The organism is Variovorax sp. Varisp36 (genome assembly GCF_047304235.1).
Taxonomy (GTDB): Bacteria; Pseudomonadota; Gammaproteobacteria; order Burkholderiales; family Burkholderiaceae_C; genus Variovorax.
This window is the reverse complement of the sequence record NZ_JBGLYU010000026.1, coordinates 69,828-84,915: the sequence shown is the minus strand read 5'-3', so window position 1 is coordinate 84,915 and position 15,088 is coordinate 69,828. Positions and strand designations below refer to the sequence as shown.

Annotated in this window: 14 protein-coding genes and 1 pseudogene; 7 read left to right on the top strand and 8 right to left on the bottom strand. The window is 68.1% G+C overall.

Features of this window, described 5'->3' with window-relative positions; all coding sequences use genetic code 11:
- Nucleotides 1-451: pseudogene (locus ACCD11_RS16885) on the bottom strand (hypothetical protein); the annotation flags it as partial.
- Between the two features lie 179 nt (nt 452-630).
- On the opposite strand from ACCD11_RS16885, the gene ACCD11_RS16880 reads away from it, so the two are divergent.
- From ACCD11_RS16880 to ACCD11_RS16850, 7 genes are all read left to right on the top strand, one after another.
- Nucleotides 631-1,128 carry a (2Fe-2S)-binding protein gene (locus ACCD11_RS16880; protein WP_413314757.1) on the top strand — a complete coding sequence of 166 codons (498 nt, stop codon included), beginning with the start codon at nt 631-633 and terminating at the stop codon, nt 1,126-1,128.
- A 13-nt stretch (nt 1,129-1,141) separates the two neighbouring features.
- The gene (locus ACCD11_RS16875) at nt 1,142-3,526 is read left to right on the top strand and encodes a xanthine dehydrogenase family protein molybdopterin-binding subunit (protein WP_413314756.1); all 2,385 of its coding nucleotides are present in this window, start codon (nt 1,142-1,144) and stop codon (nt 3,524-3,526) included.
- Between the two features lie 19 nt (nt 3,527-3,545).
- Complete coding sequence (locus ACCD11_RS16870; RefSeq protein ID WP_007829330.1) at nt 3,546-4,337, top strand: FAD binding domain-containing protein; 792 nt, start codon at nt 3,546-3,548, stop codon at nt 4,335-4,337.
- A 67-nt stretch (nt 4,338-4,404) separates the two neighbouring features.
- Complete coding sequence (locus ACCD11_RS16865) at nt 4,405-5,307, top strand: AAA family ATPase (RefSeq protein ID WP_007829333.1); 903 nt, start codon at nt 4,405-4,407, stop codon at nt 5,305-5,307.
- A gap of 30 nt (nt 5,308-5,337) precedes the next feature.
- On the top strand, nt 5,338-6,552 hold the full coding sequence (locus tag ACCD11_RS16860) for a vWA domain-containing protein (RefSeq protein WP_413314755.1): 1,215 nt from the start codon (nt 5,338-5,340) through the stop codon (nt 6,550-6,552).
- A gap of 33 nt (nt 6,553-6,585) precedes the next feature.
- Nucleotides 6,586-7,194, top strand: coding sequence for a CoxG family protein (locus ACCD11_RS16855; protein WP_413314754.1), 609 nt, complete (start codon nt 6,586-6,588; stop codon nt 7,192-7,194).
- A 16-nt stretch (nt 7,195-7,210) separates the two neighbouring features.
- Nucleotides 7,211-8,224: an XdhC family protein gene (locus tag ACCD11_RS16850; RefSeq protein ID WP_007829339.1), complete on the top strand. Its 1,014-nt coding sequence runs from the start codon at nt 7,211-7,213 to the stop codon at nt 8,222-8,224.
- A 98-nt stretch (nt 8,225-8,322) separates the two neighbouring features.
- Here the strand turns inward: ACCD11_RS16850 and mnhG are convergent, their stop codons facing one another.
- The 7 genes from mnhG to crcB form a co-directional block, all read right to left on the bottom strand.
- A complete protein-coding gene (gene mnhG, locus ACCD11_RS16845) occupies nt 8,323-8,679 on the bottom strand; it encodes a monovalent cation/H(+) antiporter subunit G (RefSeq protein WP_007829341.1) in 357 nt (118 codons plus the stop codon).
- Complete coding sequence (locus tag ACCD11_RS16840) at nt 8,676-8,954, bottom strand: K+/H+ antiporter subunit F (protein WP_007829342.1); 279 nt, start codon at nt 8,952-8,954, stop codon at nt 8,676-8,678. The genes mnhG and ACCD11_RS16840 overlap by 4 nt, the downstream gene beginning before the upstream one ends.
- Nucleotides 8,951-9,442: a Na+/H+ antiporter subunit E gene (locus tag ACCD11_RS16835; protein ID WP_413314753.1), complete on the bottom strand. Its 492-nt coding sequence runs from the start codon at nt 9,440-9,442 to the stop codon at nt 8,951-8,953. Before ACCD11_RS16835 ends, ACCD11_RS16840 begins: the two co-directional genes overlap by 4 nt.
- The gene (locus ACCD11_RS16830) at nt 9,439-11,097 is read right to left on the bottom strand and encodes a monovalent cation/H+ antiporter subunit D (protein WP_413314759.1); all 1,659 of its coding nucleotides are present in this window, start codon (nt 11,095-11,097) and stop codon (nt 9,439-9,441) included. Before ACCD11_RS16830 ends, ACCD11_RS16835 begins: the two co-directional genes overlap by 4 nt.
- Nucleotides 11,098-11,138: 41 nt before the next feature.
- Nucleotides 11,139-11,489: a Na+/H+ antiporter subunit C gene (locus tag ACCD11_RS16825; protein WP_056510360.1), complete on the bottom strand. Its 351-nt coding sequence runs from the start codon at nt 11,487-11,489 to the stop codon at nt 11,139-11,141.
- A 219-nt stretch (nt 11,490-11,708) separates the two neighbouring features.
- On the bottom strand, nt 11,709-14,615 hold the full coding sequence (locus tag ACCD11_RS16820) for a monovalent cation/H+ antiporter subunit A (RefSeq protein WP_413314752.1): 2,907 nt from the start codon (nt 14,613-14,615) through the stop codon (nt 11,709-11,711).
- Nucleotides 14,616-14,692: 77 nt separating this feature from the next.
- A complete protein-coding gene (gene crcB / locus ACCD11_RS16815) occupies nt 14,693-15,073 on the bottom strand; it encodes a fluoride efflux transporter CrcB (RefSeq protein WP_413314751.1) in 381 nt (126 codons plus the stop codon).
- Nucleotides 15,074-15,088 lie beyond the last annotated feature (15 nt).

The window sequence follows — 15,088 nt, the reverse complement described above, 5'->3', positions numbered from 1 at the left end:
GGGGGCCGGGGGGGGGGGGGCGGGTGGCGCGCCCCCCCCGCGCCCCGCGGCGGCGGGGGCGGGGGGGCGCTGGGGGGGGGGGGGCGCCGCCGCCGCCGGGCAGGTTGCCCACGTCGATCACGATGCCGTCGGCATTGGTCAGGATGGCGAAATAGCGGGTGTCGGCGATGGCGCGCGAAAGCCGGTCGATCACCGGCCGGGCCGCGGAAACCAGCGCCCGGTTGTGTTCAGCGACATCGCAGCCGACAGCCCGGCTCACCGGATCGAAGCTGACCCTCTGCTGCGGCCGGCGGCCGGCCTCGATGCAGCGCTGCCAGGAACGGGTGATCCACGAATCGACGCACGCGGCACCGCGCGCACGGGGCGGCGACTCGCCCTCGATCAGTTCGCGGCGGGCTTGGGCAATGGCCAGGGAACGCTCAGGAGGTGGCGAAACGACAGTGGCGGGCATCGTGGTTTTTCGCGCGTGTGGGGCGGCTTTTCCCGGCTCGCCGGGCGGCAAGCTGTTTCATTTTGAGAATTTCGTTCGCTCTGTGCAAGAGTCGAGGGTTTTGCCTAGGATAGTGCGAAAGGTGGGCATCCAAGATGCTTTTTGCTGAACCAGCCATCACCTTTCACGGAGACAGCCAAATGCAGGTCGCTTTCAAGATCAACGGCCGTCAGGTCACGGTCGACGCTCCTCCCAATACTTTCCTCGTCCACGCCATCCGAGAGCACCTCCACCTCACCGGAACCCACGTCGGCTGCGACACCGCCCAGTGCGGCGCCTGCACCGTCCACGTCAACGGCAGGGCAGTCAAGTCGTGCAACATCCTGGTCGCGCAGGCGACGGGCGCGGACATCACCACCATCGAGGGCATCGCCGAGGCCGACGGCACCATGCACCCGATGCAGGCTGCATTCAAGGAGTGCCACGGCCTGCAGTGCGGCTTCTGCACCCCGGGCATGGTCATGAGCGCCATCGACCTTTGCACCCACCATCCCAAGTCGAGCGAGTCGGAAATCCGGGAGCTGCTCGAGGGTAACCTGTGCCGCTGCACCGGCTACCAGAACATCGTGAAGGCCGTGAAGATGGGCGGCGAGGCCATGGCCTCGGGTACGCCGGTCAAGACAACCGTCACGGCGTGAAAGGAGCAACATCATGGGTGCTTCCGACTTCTCGAACCTGCCGCACATCGGCGAGGCCCTGCGGCGCAAGGAAGACTATCGTTTCCTGACCGGCGCCGGCAACTACACGGACGACATCACGCTGGCCAACCAGAGCCATGCGGTCTTCGTGCGCTCGCCGCACGCCCATGCCGCCATCAAGTCGATCGACATCGCCGAGGCGCTGAAGATGCCTGGCGTGGTCGGCATCTTCAGCGGCAAGGACATCGAAGGAAAGATGGGCGGCCTGCCCTGCGGCTGGCTCATCAACAACCCCGACGGCACCCCCATGAAGGAGCCGATGCACCCGATCCTCGCGATCAAGAAGGTGCGCTACGTCGGCGACCACGTCGCGATGGTGGTGGCCGAGACGGTCGAGCAGGCCAGGAACGCCGCCGAGGCGGTGGTGGTCGACTACGAGGTGCTCCCCGCGCTCGTGAGCGTGGCCGATGCGGCGAAGAAGGCGAGCGGCGTCACGCTGCACGACGAGGCGCCCGACAACCAGTGCTACAAGTGGGCGCTCGGTGACAAGGCGGCGGTCGACGCGGTGTTTGCCAGCGCCGCGCACGTCACCAAGCTCGACCTGGTCAACAACCGGCTGATTCCGAACCCGATCGAGCCGCGCGTGGCCATCGGCAGCTACAGCCGCGGTACCGACGACTACACGCTGTATGTGTCGAACCAGAATCCGCACGTCGAACGCCTGCTGATGACGGCCTTCGTGCTGGGCCTGCCCGAGCACAAGGTGCGCGTGATCGCGCCCGATGTGGGGGGCGGCTTCGGCTCCAAGATCTTCCTGTATGCCGAAGACGTGTGCCTCACCTGGGCCGCCAAGCAGCTCAACCGCAACATCAAGTGGACGGCGGAACGCTCCGAGTGCTTCCTCTCGGACGCGCACGGCCGCGACCACGTGAGCCACGCCGAGATGGCGATGGACAAGGACGGAAAGTTCCTCGCGCTGCGCGTGCACACCGACGCCAACCTCGGCGCCTACCTGTCGACCTTCTCGACCGCGGTGCCGACCATCCTCTACGCCACGCTGCTGGCGGGCCAGTACACCACGCCGCAGATCTACGTCGAGGTGGATGCCTGGTTCACCAACACCGCGCCGGTCGACGCGTACCGCGGCGCGGGGCGGCCCGAGGCCACCTATCTGCTGGAGCGGCTGGTGTCGCGCTGCGCCTGGGAAATGAACCTGGGGCAGGACGAGATCCGCAAGCTCAACTTCATCAGCACCTTTCCCTACCAGACGCCGGTCGCGCTGCAGTACGACACGGGCGACTTCCACGCCTGCATGGACAAGGCCCGCGTGCTGGCCGAGGTTGACGGCTTCGCCGCGCGCAAGTCGGCCAGCGAGGCCGCAGGCAAGCTGCGCGGCATCGGCTACTCGAGCTACATCGAGGCCTGCGGCATCGCGCCGTCGAACATCGCCGGCGCGCTCGGCGCGCGCGCCGGCCTGTTCGAATGCGGCGAGATCCGCGTGCACCCGACCGGCAGCGTGACGGTGTTCACCGGCTCGCACAGCCATGGCCAGGGGCATGAGACCACCTTCGCGCAGGTCGTGGCGGCGCGGCTGGGCATTCCGGTCGAGAACGTCGACGTGGTGCACGGCGACACCGGCCGCGTGCCCTTCGGCATGGGCACCTACGGCTCGCGTTCCATCTCGGTGGGCGGCGCGGCCATCATGAAGGCGCTCGACAAGATCGAGACCAAGGCCAAGAAGATTGCCGCGCACCTGATGGAGGCAAGCGACGCCGACATCGAGTTCGCCAATGGCGAGTTCACGGTCAAGGGCACCGATAAGAAGATCCCGTTCGGCCAGGTGGCGCTCACGGCCTACGTGCCGCACAACTACCCGCTCGACAAGCTGGAGCCCGGCCTGAACGAAACCGCCTTCTACGACCCGACCAACTTCACCTTCCCGGGCGGCACCTATATCTGCGAGGTCGAGGTCGACAAGCAGACCGGCGAGGTCAAGGTCGACCGCTTCACGGCGGTGGACGACTTCGGCACCATCATCAACCCGATGATCGTCGAGGGCCAGGTACACGGCGGGCTGGTGCAGGGCATCGGCCAGGCGCTGCTGGAGAACTGCGTCTACGACAACGAGACCGGCCAGCTGCTCACCGGCAGCTTCATGGACTACGCCATGCCGCGCGCAGGCGACTTTCCGCAGTTCAAGCTCGACACCGTGTGCACCCCGTGCACGCACAACCCGCTGGGCACCAAGGGCTGCGGCGAGGCGGGAGCCATCGGCTCGCCGCCGGCCGTGATCAATGCCGTGCTCGACGCGCTGGCGCCGCTGGGCGTCAAGGACTTCGACATGCCCGCCTCGCCCAGCCGCGTCTGGGAAGCGATGCAGGCCGCAGCCACACACTAAAACAAGAAGGAACCACACCATGTACGCCTTCACACTCGAACGGCCCACTTCCGTGGCCGACGCGGCCAAACTCGTTGCCGCAGGCGCCAAGCCGCTGGCGGGCGGCCAGACCCTGCTGGCTTCGATGAAGCTGCGGCTCTCGGCCCCCGATCAGCTGGTGGACCTGAGCGGCATCAAGGAACTCACCGGCATCGCGAAAAACGGCAATGCCATCACCATCGGTGCCATGTCGCGCCATCTCGACGTGGCGAACAACGCCGACGTGAAGGCCGCCTTCCCGGCGCTGGCCGACCTGGCCGCGCGCATCGGCGACCGGCAAGTGCGCGCGATGGGCACCATCGGCGGCTCCGTGGCCAACAACGACCCTGCCGCCTGCTATCCCAGCGCGGTGCTGGGCTCCGGCGCGACGGTCATCACCTCGAAGCGCGAGATCGCGGCGGACGATTTCTTCCTGGGCCTGTTCACCACGGCACTCGAAGAGGACGAACTGATCACCGCGATCCGCTTTCCCATTCCGAAGCGCGCCGTCTACGAAAAGCTGCGCCAGAAGGCGTCGAACTTCCCGCTGGTCGGCGTGTTCCTTGCGCAATACGACAGCGGCGTGCGCGTGGCGATCACCGGCGCGGGCAACGGCGTGTTCCGCCATGCGGGGCTCGAGGATGCGCTCAACAAGAGCTTCACGGCGGCCGCTGCCGCAGCCGTGAAGATCGACGCGAGCGACCTGAACAGCGACCTGCATGCTTCGGCCGCGTATCGCGCGAACCTGATCAGCGTGCTGACGCAGCGCGCAGTCACCAAGGCCCTGGGCTGAAGAAGCCGGGGTTGTTGTTCGCTCTACGGAAGACGCGACAGCCTCGCGTCTTCCGCTACGCTTCGCCATGATCTTCCCGACCATCGATTCCCTCTCCGAAGGTTTGATGCAGGCCGGCTACTTTGCCGACCGCAGGCTGGCCACGGCCGTTTTCCTCGCGCTCAAGCTGCAGCGCCCGCTGCTGCTCGAAGGAGAGCCCGGGGTCGGCAAGACCGAACTGGCGAAGGCGCTGTCGACTGCGCTGAGCCGCGAGCTGCTGCGCCTGCAGTGCTACGACGGCCTGGAGCAGCGCGAGGCGCTCTACGAATGGAACTACGCCGCGCAGCTGCTGCACATGCGCGCCGCCGAGGCCACCGGCGCGGCGCGCGATGTGGAGGCCGAGGTCTACCAGCCGCACTACCTGATCCGCCGCCCGCTGCTGCAGGCGCTGCAGACGCCGCTGCCCGGTGCGGTGCTGCTGATCGACGAGGTGGACCGCGCCGACGAGCCGTTCGAGGCCTTCCTGCTCGAATACCTGGGCGAGTACCAGGTGAGCATTCCCGAACTGGGCACGGTGCGCGCCGTGGTGCCGCCCGTGACCATCCTCACGAGCAACCGCACGCGCGAGCTCAACGACGCGGTCAAGCGCCGCTGCCTGTATCACTGGCTCGACTACCCGGAGCGCGAGCGCGAGCTGGCCATCGTGCGCGCGCAGGTGCCGCAGGCCGGCGAGAAGCTGTCGGCGCAGGTGGCGGCCTTCGTCGCACGGCTGCGCGATGCGCCCTTCGTCAACGCCTTCCAGCGTGCGCCCGGCATTGCCGAGAGCGTCGAATGGGCGAGGGCGCTGATCGCGCTCGACACCGTCGAGCTCGACCCCGAAGTGGTGGTGGATACCGCCGGCATCCTGTTCAAGCAGCGCGACGACGTGGCGGCGCTCACGCGGGAGCTGGCATCGGATCTGCTCAAACCCGAGGAGCCGGTCGCGCGCTGAGCGCGTCCCTGTTCCAGACAGCGATTTCGCATGGCCGGAATCCAGCAACTCGGCGACGTCCGCGGCGGCAAGCTCGCCGGCAACATCGCCGCCTTCGGCCGTGCCCTGCGCCGTGCCGGCGTGCGTACCGATGCCATGCGCATCGCGCTGGCTGCCGAGGCGGCCACGCTGGTGGGCGTGGACGACAGGCTCGACCTGGGCGCCGCGATGGAAGCCGTGATGGTAAGCCGCGAGCAGGACCGCATGGTGTTCCGCGAACTCTTCGACGCCTGGTTTCGCGACCCGGAACTGGCCAACAAGCTGCTCGCGCAGATGCTGCCGAGTGCCGACGGCAAGGCCGAGCCCTCGAAGCGCCGGCCGCGCGTGCGCGAAGCGCTTACCGCACCGCGCAGCCCCGCCAGGCCAGCCGAGCCGGCAAAGCCCGACCGCGAGATCGAGTTCGACGCCGCCATGACGTCGAGCGATCGCCAGCGCCTGCAGCATGCGGACTTCAACGCGCTCGGCGCATCCGAATACCGCCTCGTCGAACGGCTTGCGCGCGACATCCGGTTGCCCATTCCCGAACTGCCGTCACGCCGCCTGCGCGTGGCCGGCGATGCGGGCCAGCAGCATGCGCGCATCCATTGGCCGGGCGTGCTGCACGAGGCGGCGCGCACCGGTGGCGAGATCCTGCGGCTGCCCAGGCTCGCGCGGCGCCAGCAGCCCCTGCCGCTGCTGGTGCTGGTCGATGTGTCGGGCTCGATGGAGCGCTATGCACGGCTGCTTCTGGCGTTCCTTCATGCTGCTACGCGCCGGGCGGGGCGCCGCGACGTGTTCGCCTTCGGCACCCGCCTGACCGACCTGACCCCCGCCTTCCGGCTCGCCGACACCGATGCCATGCTCAGTGCAGCCAGCCTCGCCATCGACGACTTCGCAGGCGGCACCCGGCTCGGCAGTTCCCTGACCGAACTGCGCCGCGCCCACGCCCGCCGCCTGACCGGGCGCCGCACGCTGGTGCTGGTGATCAGCGACGGGCTCGACACCGGCGAGCCATCGCTGCTGGAGCAGGAGCTGCTGTGGCTCAAGCGCCATTCGCGCCGCCTGCTGTGGCTCAACCCCTTGCTGCGTTTCGAGGGCTACGCCCCTCTGGCGCGTGGGGCCGGCGTGCTGCACCGGCAAGCAGATGCGATGCTGGCGGTTCACAATCTCAGCGCACTCGAACAGCTCGCCGCGAGCCTGGCCGCCTTGATGCGGTCCGGCCGCTAGCGTTGCCCAGGAAGGAAGCAAAAGGAAACCACCATGGAAATGCTCGGAAACCGCCGCCTCGGCATCACCCAACAACAGGCATGGGACGCGCTCAACGACCCCGAGACGCTGAAGAAATGCATCCCCGGCTGCGACAAGTTCGAGCTCACGGGCGACAACCAGTACAGCGTTGCCCTCGCGCTCAAGATCGGTCCGGTCTCGGCCAAGTTCAACGGCAAGGTGGTGCTGTCGGACATCGTCGCGCCCGATGGCTACAAGCTCACCTTCGAGGGGCAGGGTGGTGTGGCGGGCTTTGCCAAGGGCTCGTCGAGCGTCACGCTCAAGCCGGTGGCCGAAGCGGAGGCCGCGACGCCGCCGGTTGCCGGCTGCGAGCTCGACTACACCGTGCAGGCACAGGTCGGCGGCAAGATTGCCCAACTTGGCCAACGCCTGATCGACGGCGCTGCCAAGTCGACCGCAGATGATTTCTTCAAGCGCTTCGAGGCCGAGATGCAGAGCCGCTATGGCCCCCCGCCTGCGCCGGTCGAGGAAGCCGCCAGCGCCGAGGCGCCGGCCGAGAAGAGCGGCATGATGTCCGGCCTCATGAAGAAGATCGGCCTCGGCAAGAAAGACGACACCGCTGCGACCGGCGACGCCGGCTGAGGGGGCGAACCGCGCTATGGAAAATCTCGACGTCATGGTGCTGCGCACGCTGCGTGACTGGCGGCGTGCCGGCAAACGCGCGCTGCTGACGACCGTCGTGCGCACCTGGGGCTCGTCGCCGCGGCCCGTGGGTTCGATCATGGCCCTGGCCGAAGACGGTGCGGTGGTGGGATCGGTTTCCGGCGGCTGCATCGAGGACGACCTGATCGCGCGCTACAGCCACGCCCACGGCAAGGGCGAGGACGTGCCGCTGGGCGCGCCGCCCGCGCTCGTGAAGTACGGCATCACCGCCGACGAGGCGCATCGCTTCGGACTGCCTTGCGGCGGCACGCTGGAGCTGCTGCTCGAGTACGCGCCCGATGCCGGGTCGCTCGACCTGCTGGTCGCACAGCTGGAACAGGGCAAGCTCATGCAGCGCACGGTGACGCTCGCCACCGGCGAGGTTCGGCTCGCCGAAGCGACGGCGCCCGACGAGCTCACGGTGAACGACACCGAACTCACCAACACCTTCGGCCCCGAATACCGCATGCTGCTGATCGGTGCCGGCCAGCTCGCCGAGTACCTCGCCACGATGGCCAAGTTCAGCGGCTTCGCGGTGACGCTGTGCGATCCGCGCGCCGAATACCGAACGGCGTGGTCGCTGTCTGGCGTGCACATCACGACCGAGATGCCGGACGACGCGGTGCTGGCCTTCAAGCCCGACCGCCGAAGCTGCGTGGTCGCGCTCACGCACGACCCGAAGCTCGACGACCTGGCGTTGCTCGAGGCGCTGCAGAGCGAGGCCTTCTACGTCGGCGCCATCGGCTCGCGCCGCAACGCCGACGCGCGGCGCGACCGCATGATCGAGCACTTCGACCAGACCGAGGAGTCGCTCGCGCGGCTGCGCGGGCCCATCGGCATCTACATTGGCAGCAAGACACCGCCGGAGATCGCGGTGAGCGTGATGGCGGAAATTCTTGCGGTGAAGAACGCGGTGACTCTGCCGCGTGAAGTCGAAGTGGCTCGGGCCAAGGAGATGCAGCAGTTGTAGCCTGGCCGATGTCTGCGGCATTCGGGGTGCCCTGAGCACGATGGGCGCGGCGCTTGCTCCGAACGATCGCGCCCCGAAACTACGCAGACACAGACAAGTCAGCCCGACTTCGCCTCAGGCGGCACATCGCCACCCTTCTGCCGCTCGCGGAACAGCGCCGCGCGCATCAGGAAGATGGTGGTGATCGGCGCCGTGAGTGCGATGAACAGCACGATCAGCACCGCGTGCAGGAACAGGCTGAAGCCCTGCACCGAGAAGTACACGATGGTGGCCACGGTCATGCACCACACGCCTACCGTCGCGCCCAATGTGGGCGCATGGATGCGACGGAAGAAGGTGGGCAGCCGGATCAGGCCGAACGAGCCGATGGCTGCGAAAGCTGCGCCCAGCACGGCGAACACGGCGGTGACGATCTCGGCCCACAGCGGCAGCGGGCCTGCGATGAAGTCCGTCATTCGATCACCTCCCCGCGCAGCAGGAACTTGGCCATCGCCGTGGAACCCACGAAGCCGAACAGCGCGATCAGCATCGCCGCCTCGAAGTAGACGTTGCTCGCGTAGACGATGCCCAGCACCAGCATCATCAGCATGCCGTTGATGTAGAGGCAGTCGAGCGCCATCACGCGGTCCTGCGCGCTCGGGCCGATCAGCAGCCGGGAGAGCGCGCACAGCATGGCCACGGCCAGCAGGAAGAGCGCGAATTTCAGGGCCCAGAAGAGGATGGGTGTCATAGCTCGAAGATCTCCATCAGGGGACGTTCGTAGCGCTGCTTGATCAGCGCAATGAAGGCAGCATCGTCGTCGAGGTCGAACACGTGGATCAGCAGCGTGCTGCGGTCGAACGACACTTCGCCCCAGGCCGTGCCGGGCGTGAGGCACATGATCATCGCCAGCACCGCGAGCCCGTTGGGGTCGCGCATGTCGAGCGGAATCTGCACGAACTTCGAGCCGATGCGCGAGGTGCGCCGCGTGAGCAGCAGGCGGGCCACGTCGTACGCCGACTTCAGCATGTCGAAGGTCACGATGAAGGACAGCCGCAGCGCGACGCCAGGCCGGCGCATGCGCACCGCCGCCGGACGCAGGCCCTCGGTGAGCAACGGCACGGCGATGGCGAGGACCAGGGCTGCCAGCAGCGTGGCCGCATCGAGCGACTGGTTGAGCAGCAGCCAGACGACGAACAGCGCGAACGACAGCGGCGGGGAAGGCAGAAGGCGCTTCATGGGGCCGTGCCTTCCTTTTTCTTCACTGGGTTCGGGATCTGCCTGGCGCCCAGCACCGCGTTGCGGTAAGCCGTGGGGGTCTTCAGGCCCTCCGCCGTGGCCCTGGCGTGCTGCATCACGGGCTCGGCCCACACGGTCAGCGCCACGCAAGCCGCGAGAAGTCCGGCCACCGGCAGCACTTCGAGCGCGGGCAGCGAAGGCATGGTGGGGTGGAGCTGCGTCCAGAAATGGCGGATGCCGGTGCGGCTCAGGGCGATCAGCGAGAGAAAACCGGAGACGATCAGCAGCGCGAGGAAGATCCAGCTGGCGGTGCCGAGCGCCTTTGCGCCGAGCAAGCCCGAGAGCATCGCGAACTTGCCGATGAAGCCTGACAGCGGCGGCAGGCCCGCGAGCAGCAGCGTGCAGCCCACGAAGCTCAGGCCGAGGAAGGCCACGCCGGCGGGAATCGCGCGGCCGTAGAGCGCTTGCGCCTCGTCGTCGAGGTTCACGTTGTCGAGCGCGCGCAGGTCTTCGGCGAGGAAGGGGGCGTTGCCGGCCGCCTCGTGCGGTGCGACGCTCATGCCGGCGTTGCGCCAGCGTTCGATCATGTCGGTCAGCAGGAAGAAGGCGCTGACCGCGAGCGTGGAGCTCAGCAGGTAGTACAGCGCGCCCGCCCACACGGCCGGCCGTCCGAGTCCGAGCGCCGCGAGCAGGGTACCGGCCGACACCAGCACGCTGAAGCCCGCGAGGTTCGACAGCCGCTGGGTGCCGACGATGCCGAGGGCGCCGACGAACAGCGTGGCAAGGCCGGTACCCACCAGCGCGGCCTGCCCGAAGGCCGCCGAGTCGCCGGTGTCGGGCGCGAAGAGCAGGGTCCACAGCCGCAGGATCGTGTAGATGCCGAGCTTGGTCAGCAGAGCGAACACCGCGCCCACGGGCGACACCGCCGCGCTGTAGGCCGGTACCAGCCAGAAGTTGAGCGGCCATGCGCCGGCCTTCGCGAAGAAGGCTGTCGCGAGGATGGCTGCCGCCGCATGCACCAGCCCGCGGTCTCCCGGCGCGAGTTCGGCGATGCGCACGCCGAGGTCGGCCATGTTGAGCGTGCCGGTCACACCGTAGAGGATGGCCGCGCCGATCAGGAACAGCGACGAGGCCGCGAGATTGATCGCGACGTAGTGCAGCCCGGCCTGCACGCGCAGCCGGCCGGAGCCGTGCAGCAGCAGGCCGTACGAGGCTGCGAGCATGACCTCGAAGAAGACGAACAGGTTGAACAGGTCGCCCGTGAGGAAGGCACCGTTCAGGCCCATGAGCTGCAGCTGCAGCAGCGGATGGAAATGCACGCCCGCACGGTCCCAGCGCGAGGTCGAGTAGATCGATGCGGCAAATGCGATGACGCCGGTGAGCGTGACCATCATGGTCGAGAGCCGGTCGGCCACCAGCACGATGCCGAAGGGCGCGCGCCAGTTGCCCGGCAGGTAGACGCCGATGGACCCGGGGCCGCCGCCGGTGTCGGCCGCGTTGACCCAGCGCAGCAATGCAAGCGCGGCGAGCAGGCCGACGAGGCCCGACACCACGCTGAGGGCCGATTTGGTGCGCCGCCGGCGCTCGCCAAGCATCAGCATCAGCGCGGCCGTGAGCATGGGCACGAGGATCGGCACCGCCACCAAATGCGGCATGCCGAACTCGAGCAACCTGTCGAGCAGATGGGAGATCTCCTTCACTCTGCCTCCTGCCGCTCTTCACCGTCCACATGGTCGGTGCCGGTGAGGCCGCGCGAGGCGAGCATCACCACGAGGAACAGCGCCGTCATCGCGAAGCCGATCACGATGGCGGTCAGTACCAGGGCCTGCGGCATCGGGTCGGCCGTGTTGGCCAGCGTGGCGGTGAAGCCTTTGACGAGCACCGGCTCGCTGTCGACTTTGAGCCGGCCCATGCTGAAGATGAAGAGATTGACCGCGTACGAGATCAGCGTCAGGCCCATGATGACCTGGAAGGTGCGTGGGCGCAGCAGCATGTACACGCCCGAGCCGGTGAGCACGCCGATGGCGAGTGCGAGCACGATTTCCATCCTAGGCTCCCCCCCAGGCTGCGCGCACTTCGTGTCGCTTCGCCAACCCCCTTCCGGGGGCGGCACCTATCGCCCGGCAAAGCCGGATCGATGGTGCCCTGCGCGAGGGAGCCTCCTGTCCCTGGCCAGGAACACCGCGGAACCGGCTTTGCCGGGCCGCTGGTGTTGCCCCCTTGAGGGGGGAGGCGGCTACACGAAGTAAGCAGGCAACGGGGGTGATCATTTTTGTTCGGCCTGCTCGTCGGCCCAGCGGTGGCTGCGTATCGACTGATGGGCCAGCCCGGTGAGGATCAGCATGGTGGCGCCGAGCACCAGCGCGAACACGCCGATGTCGAAGAAGAGGGCGCTCGGCACATGCACCTCGCCCAGCAGCGGCAGGTGAACGTGCGCGGTGTGCGTGGTCAGGAAGGGGTAGCCGAAGAACACCGCCCCGCTGCCGGTGGCGAGCGCGAACAGCAGGCCGATGGCGATCCAGCGGCGCGGATAGATGCGCAAGTGCTCTTCGACCCATTCGGTGCCCGAGACGATGAACTGCAGCACCAGCGCCACCGACATCACCAGCCCCGCGACGAAGCCGCCGCCCGGCGCGTTGTGGCCGCGCATGAAGAAGTAGACCGACACCAGCACCGCCAGCGGCAGCAGCAGCCGCACCAGCACAGCCGGCACCATCAGGTAGCCGACGGCGGTGTCCTTGGCGCGGCGCGGGTTCAGCAGGTCGCTGCTGCCGTCGTCGACCTGCAGGCGCTGCTGTATCGGCAGGGCCATCGACTCGATCGCGGGGCGGAAGCGCCGCAGCAGCGCATACACGGTGAGCGCCACCACACCGAGCACCGTGATCTCGCCGAAAGTGTCGAAGCCCCGGAAGTCGACCAGCATCACGTTGACCACGTTGGTGCCGCCGCCTTCGGTGAGCGCGCGTTCGAGGAAGAAGGGCGAGATGCTCTGCGGGAACTCGCGCGTCATCATGGCCCAGGCCAGCATCGCCATGCCGCCGCCGGCAACAGTTGCCACCAGCAGGTCGCGCCCGCGCCGGCCCCAGGGCCGCAGCCGTGCGCGCGCGGGTTGCACGGCGTCCTTGCTGCGCATCGGCAGCCAGCGCAGCCCCAGCAGGATCAGCACGGTGGTCACGGCCTCGACCACCAGCTGCGTCAGCGCGAGGTCGGGCGCGGAGAACCAGATGTAGGTCACGCACGAGACAAGCCCGGCGCCCGAAGCCAGCATCAGCGCCGCGAGCCGGTGGAACTTGGCCTGCCACGCGGCGGCCAGCGCGCAGGTGCCGCCGATGATCCAGGTCATGGCGAACATCGGCGAGAAGGGCAGCAGCTCGCGCGTGCCGGGCGCAGCGGGCGTGGCCCACAGCGAGGCCGCGGCGCCCGCGATGGCCACGACAACCAGCAGCAGCAACTGCCACTGCATGCGCCGCGTGCCGAGCAGGCGGCGGCTGCGCCGGCCCGCCTCGCTCAGCAGCGCGAGCAGGTGTTCGAAGATGGCCTGGCCGTCGAAGCGGTGCAGCAGCGGCGTGTGCGTGAGACCGCCGTCCGCGCGCCGGCTGCGCTGCAGCAGGTAGAGCGCGGCGCCGCCCGCCAGCGCCACGAAGCTCATCGCGAGCGGCAGGTTGAAACCGTGCCATACGGCCAGGCTGTACTCGGGCAGCGTGCCGCCCACCACGGGCGCCGCGGCCGCCGCCAGCAGCGGGCCGATGGACCAGGCCGGCGCCACGCCCACGACCAGGCACAGCAGCACCAGAAGCTCGACCGGCACGCGCATCCAGTGCGGCGGCTCATGCGGTTGCCTGGGCACGTCGGGGCCGCAGGGCGGACCGAAGAACACGTCGAACACGAAGCGGGCGGAGTAGGCCACGGTGAAGACGCCCGCGACGGTGGCGATGATCGGCAGGCTCCAGTCGATCCATGGCGTGGACTGGATGAACACCGTCTCGGCGAAGAACATCTCCTTCGACAGGAATCCGTTGAGCAGCGGCACGCCGGCCATCGAGGCGCTGGCGATGATGGCCAGCGTGCCGGTGATCGGCATCAGCCGCAGCAGGCCGCTGAGCTTGCGGATGTCGCGCGTGCCGCTCTCGTGGTCGATGATGCCGGCCGCCATGAACAGCGATGCCTTGAAGGTCGCGTGGTTCATGACGTGGAACACCGCCGCCACTGCCGCCAACGGGCTGTTCAGGCCCAGCAGCAGCGTGATGAGCCCGAGATGCGAGATGGTCGAGTAGGCCAGCAGTGCCTTCAGGTCGCGCTGGAACATGGCAATGAAGCCGCCGAGCAGCAGCGTGACCGCACCCGCGCCGCCCGCCATCCAGAACCACTGCTCGGTGCCCGAGAGCACGGGCCACAGCCGCGCCATGAGGAACACGCCGAGTTTCACCATGGTGGCCGAGTGCAGGTAGGCCGAGACCGGCGTGGGCGCGGCCATGGCGCGCGGCAGCCAGAAGTGGAACGGGAACTGCGCGCTCTTGGTGAAGGCGCCGAGCAGCACCAGCACCAGCGCGGCCGGGTAGAGCACATGCGCGCGGATGAGGTCGCCCGAGGCCAGCACCACGTCGAGCTCGTAGCTTCCGACGATGCGGCCCAGCACCAGCACGCCGGCCAGCAGGCACAGCCCGCCCGCGCCGGTGACGGTGAGCGCCATGCGCGCCCCGCGCCGCGCATCGCGGCGGTGGTGCCAGTAGCCGATCAGGAGGAAGGAGAAGAGACTGGTGAGCTCCCAGAACAGCGCCATCTGGATCAGGTTGCCGGAGAGCACCACGCCCATCATCGCGCCCATGAACGCGAGGAAGAACGAGAAGAAGCGCGGCACCGGGTCGGAGGCCGACATGTAGTAGCGCGCATAGAGCACCACCAGCGCGCCGATGCCCAGCACAAGCATGCAGAACAGCCAGGCGAAGCCGTCCATGCGGAACACGAGGTTGAGGCCGAGGGCCGGGAGCCATTCGATCTCCTGCCGCAGCACGTTGCCGTGCGCGATCTGCGGAAAGAGCCACGCGGTCTGTATCGCGCAGCCCAGTGCGACCAGTCCCGCGAGGGTCGACTCCCTGTTGCGCGCGTTGGATGGCATCAACGCGGCCAGCACGCTGGCAATGAAGGGGAGTGCGACGAGAAAGACCAGAGGCATTGGGATCGATTCTATCGATCGACCCTTTGGGAAGCCCTATCCATAACCGCAAGACATAAGGCGCATTTATGCCCTGTTCAAGCCGAGAAGATCCGCACGGTCCGGATGCCGAGCCAAGTGAAGAAGAGCGAGCCGCCCAGGTGGGCCGAGGCCGTGACCATGGCCACGCCCAGCCGGCCTTCGAGCAGCATGGTGGTGACCTCGATGGAGAAGCTCGAGAAGGTGGTGAGGCCGCCGAGGAAGCCGGTGATCAGCGCGAGCCGCCAGACCGGATCCAGGTCGGGCAGCAGCTGGAAGGTGGCAACGGCCACGCCGATGAGGTAGCCGCCGATCAGGTTGGCCGCCAGCGTGCCCCAGGGCATGAGGCCGCCCATGCCCAACCAGAGGGCAAGGCCCCAGCGGGCCAGAGCGCCGATCGAGGCGCCGATGCAGATGGCAAGAATCGGTAGAAGAAGCATGCGTCTATTGTCGGC

Coding starts and splice junctions, on each gene's coding strand:
- mnhG (WP_007829341.1), bottom strand. CDS start 8,679: ATGACGGACTTCATCGCAGGCCCGCTGCCGCTGTGGGCCGAGATCGTC.
- ACCD11_RS16860 (WP_413314755.1), top strand. CDS start 5,338: ATGGCCGGAATCCAGCAACTCGGCGACGTCCGCGGCGGCAAGCTCGCC.
- ACCD11_RS16855 (WP_413314754.1), top strand. CDS start 6,586: ATGGAAATGCTCGGAAACCGCCGCCTCGGCATCACCCAACAACAGGCA.
- ACCD11_RS16875 (WP_413314756.1), top strand. CDS start 1,142: ATGGGTGCTTCCGACTTCTCGAACCTGCCGCACATCGGCGAGGCCCTG.
- ACCD11_RS16865 (WP_007829333.1), top strand. CDS start 4,405: ATGATCTTCCCGACCATCGATTCCCTCTCCGAAGGTTTGATGCAGGCC.
- ACCD11_RS16870 (WP_007829330.1), top strand. CDS start 3,546: ATGTACGCCTTCACACTCGAACGGCCCACTTCCGTGGCCGACGCGGCC.
- ACCD11_RS16850 (WP_007829339.1), top strand. CDS start 7,211: ATGGAAAATCTCGACGTCATGGTGCTGCGCACGCTGCGTGACTGGCGG.
- ACCD11_RS16825 (WP_056510360.1), bottom strand. CDS start 11,489: ATGGAAATCGTGCTCGCACTCGCCATCGGCGTGCTCACCGGCTCGGGC.
- ACCD11_RS16880 (WP_413314757.1), top strand. CDS start 631: ATGCAGGTCGCTTTCAAGATCAACGGCCGTCAGGTCACGGTCGACGCT.
- ACCD11_RS16835 (WP_413314753.1), bottom strand. CDS start 9,442: ATGAAGCGCCTTCTGCCTTCCCCGCCGCTGTCGTTCGCGCTGTTCGTC.
- ACCD11_RS16840 (WP_007829342.1), bottom strand. CDS start 8,954: ATGACACCCATCCTCTTCTGGGCCCTGAAATTCGCGCTCTTCCTGCTG.
- crcB (WP_413314751.1), bottom strand. CDS start 15,073: ATGCTTCTTCTACCGATTCTTGCCATCTGCATCGGCGCCTCGATCGGC.
- ACCD11_RS16830 (WP_413314759.1), bottom strand. CDS start 11,097: ATGCCGCATTTGGTGGCGGTGCCGATCCTCGTGCCCATGCTCACGGCC.
- ACCD11_RS16820 (WP_413314752.1), bottom strand. CDS start 14,615: ATGCCTCTGGTCTTTCTCGTCGCACTCCCCTTCATTGCCAGCGTGCTG.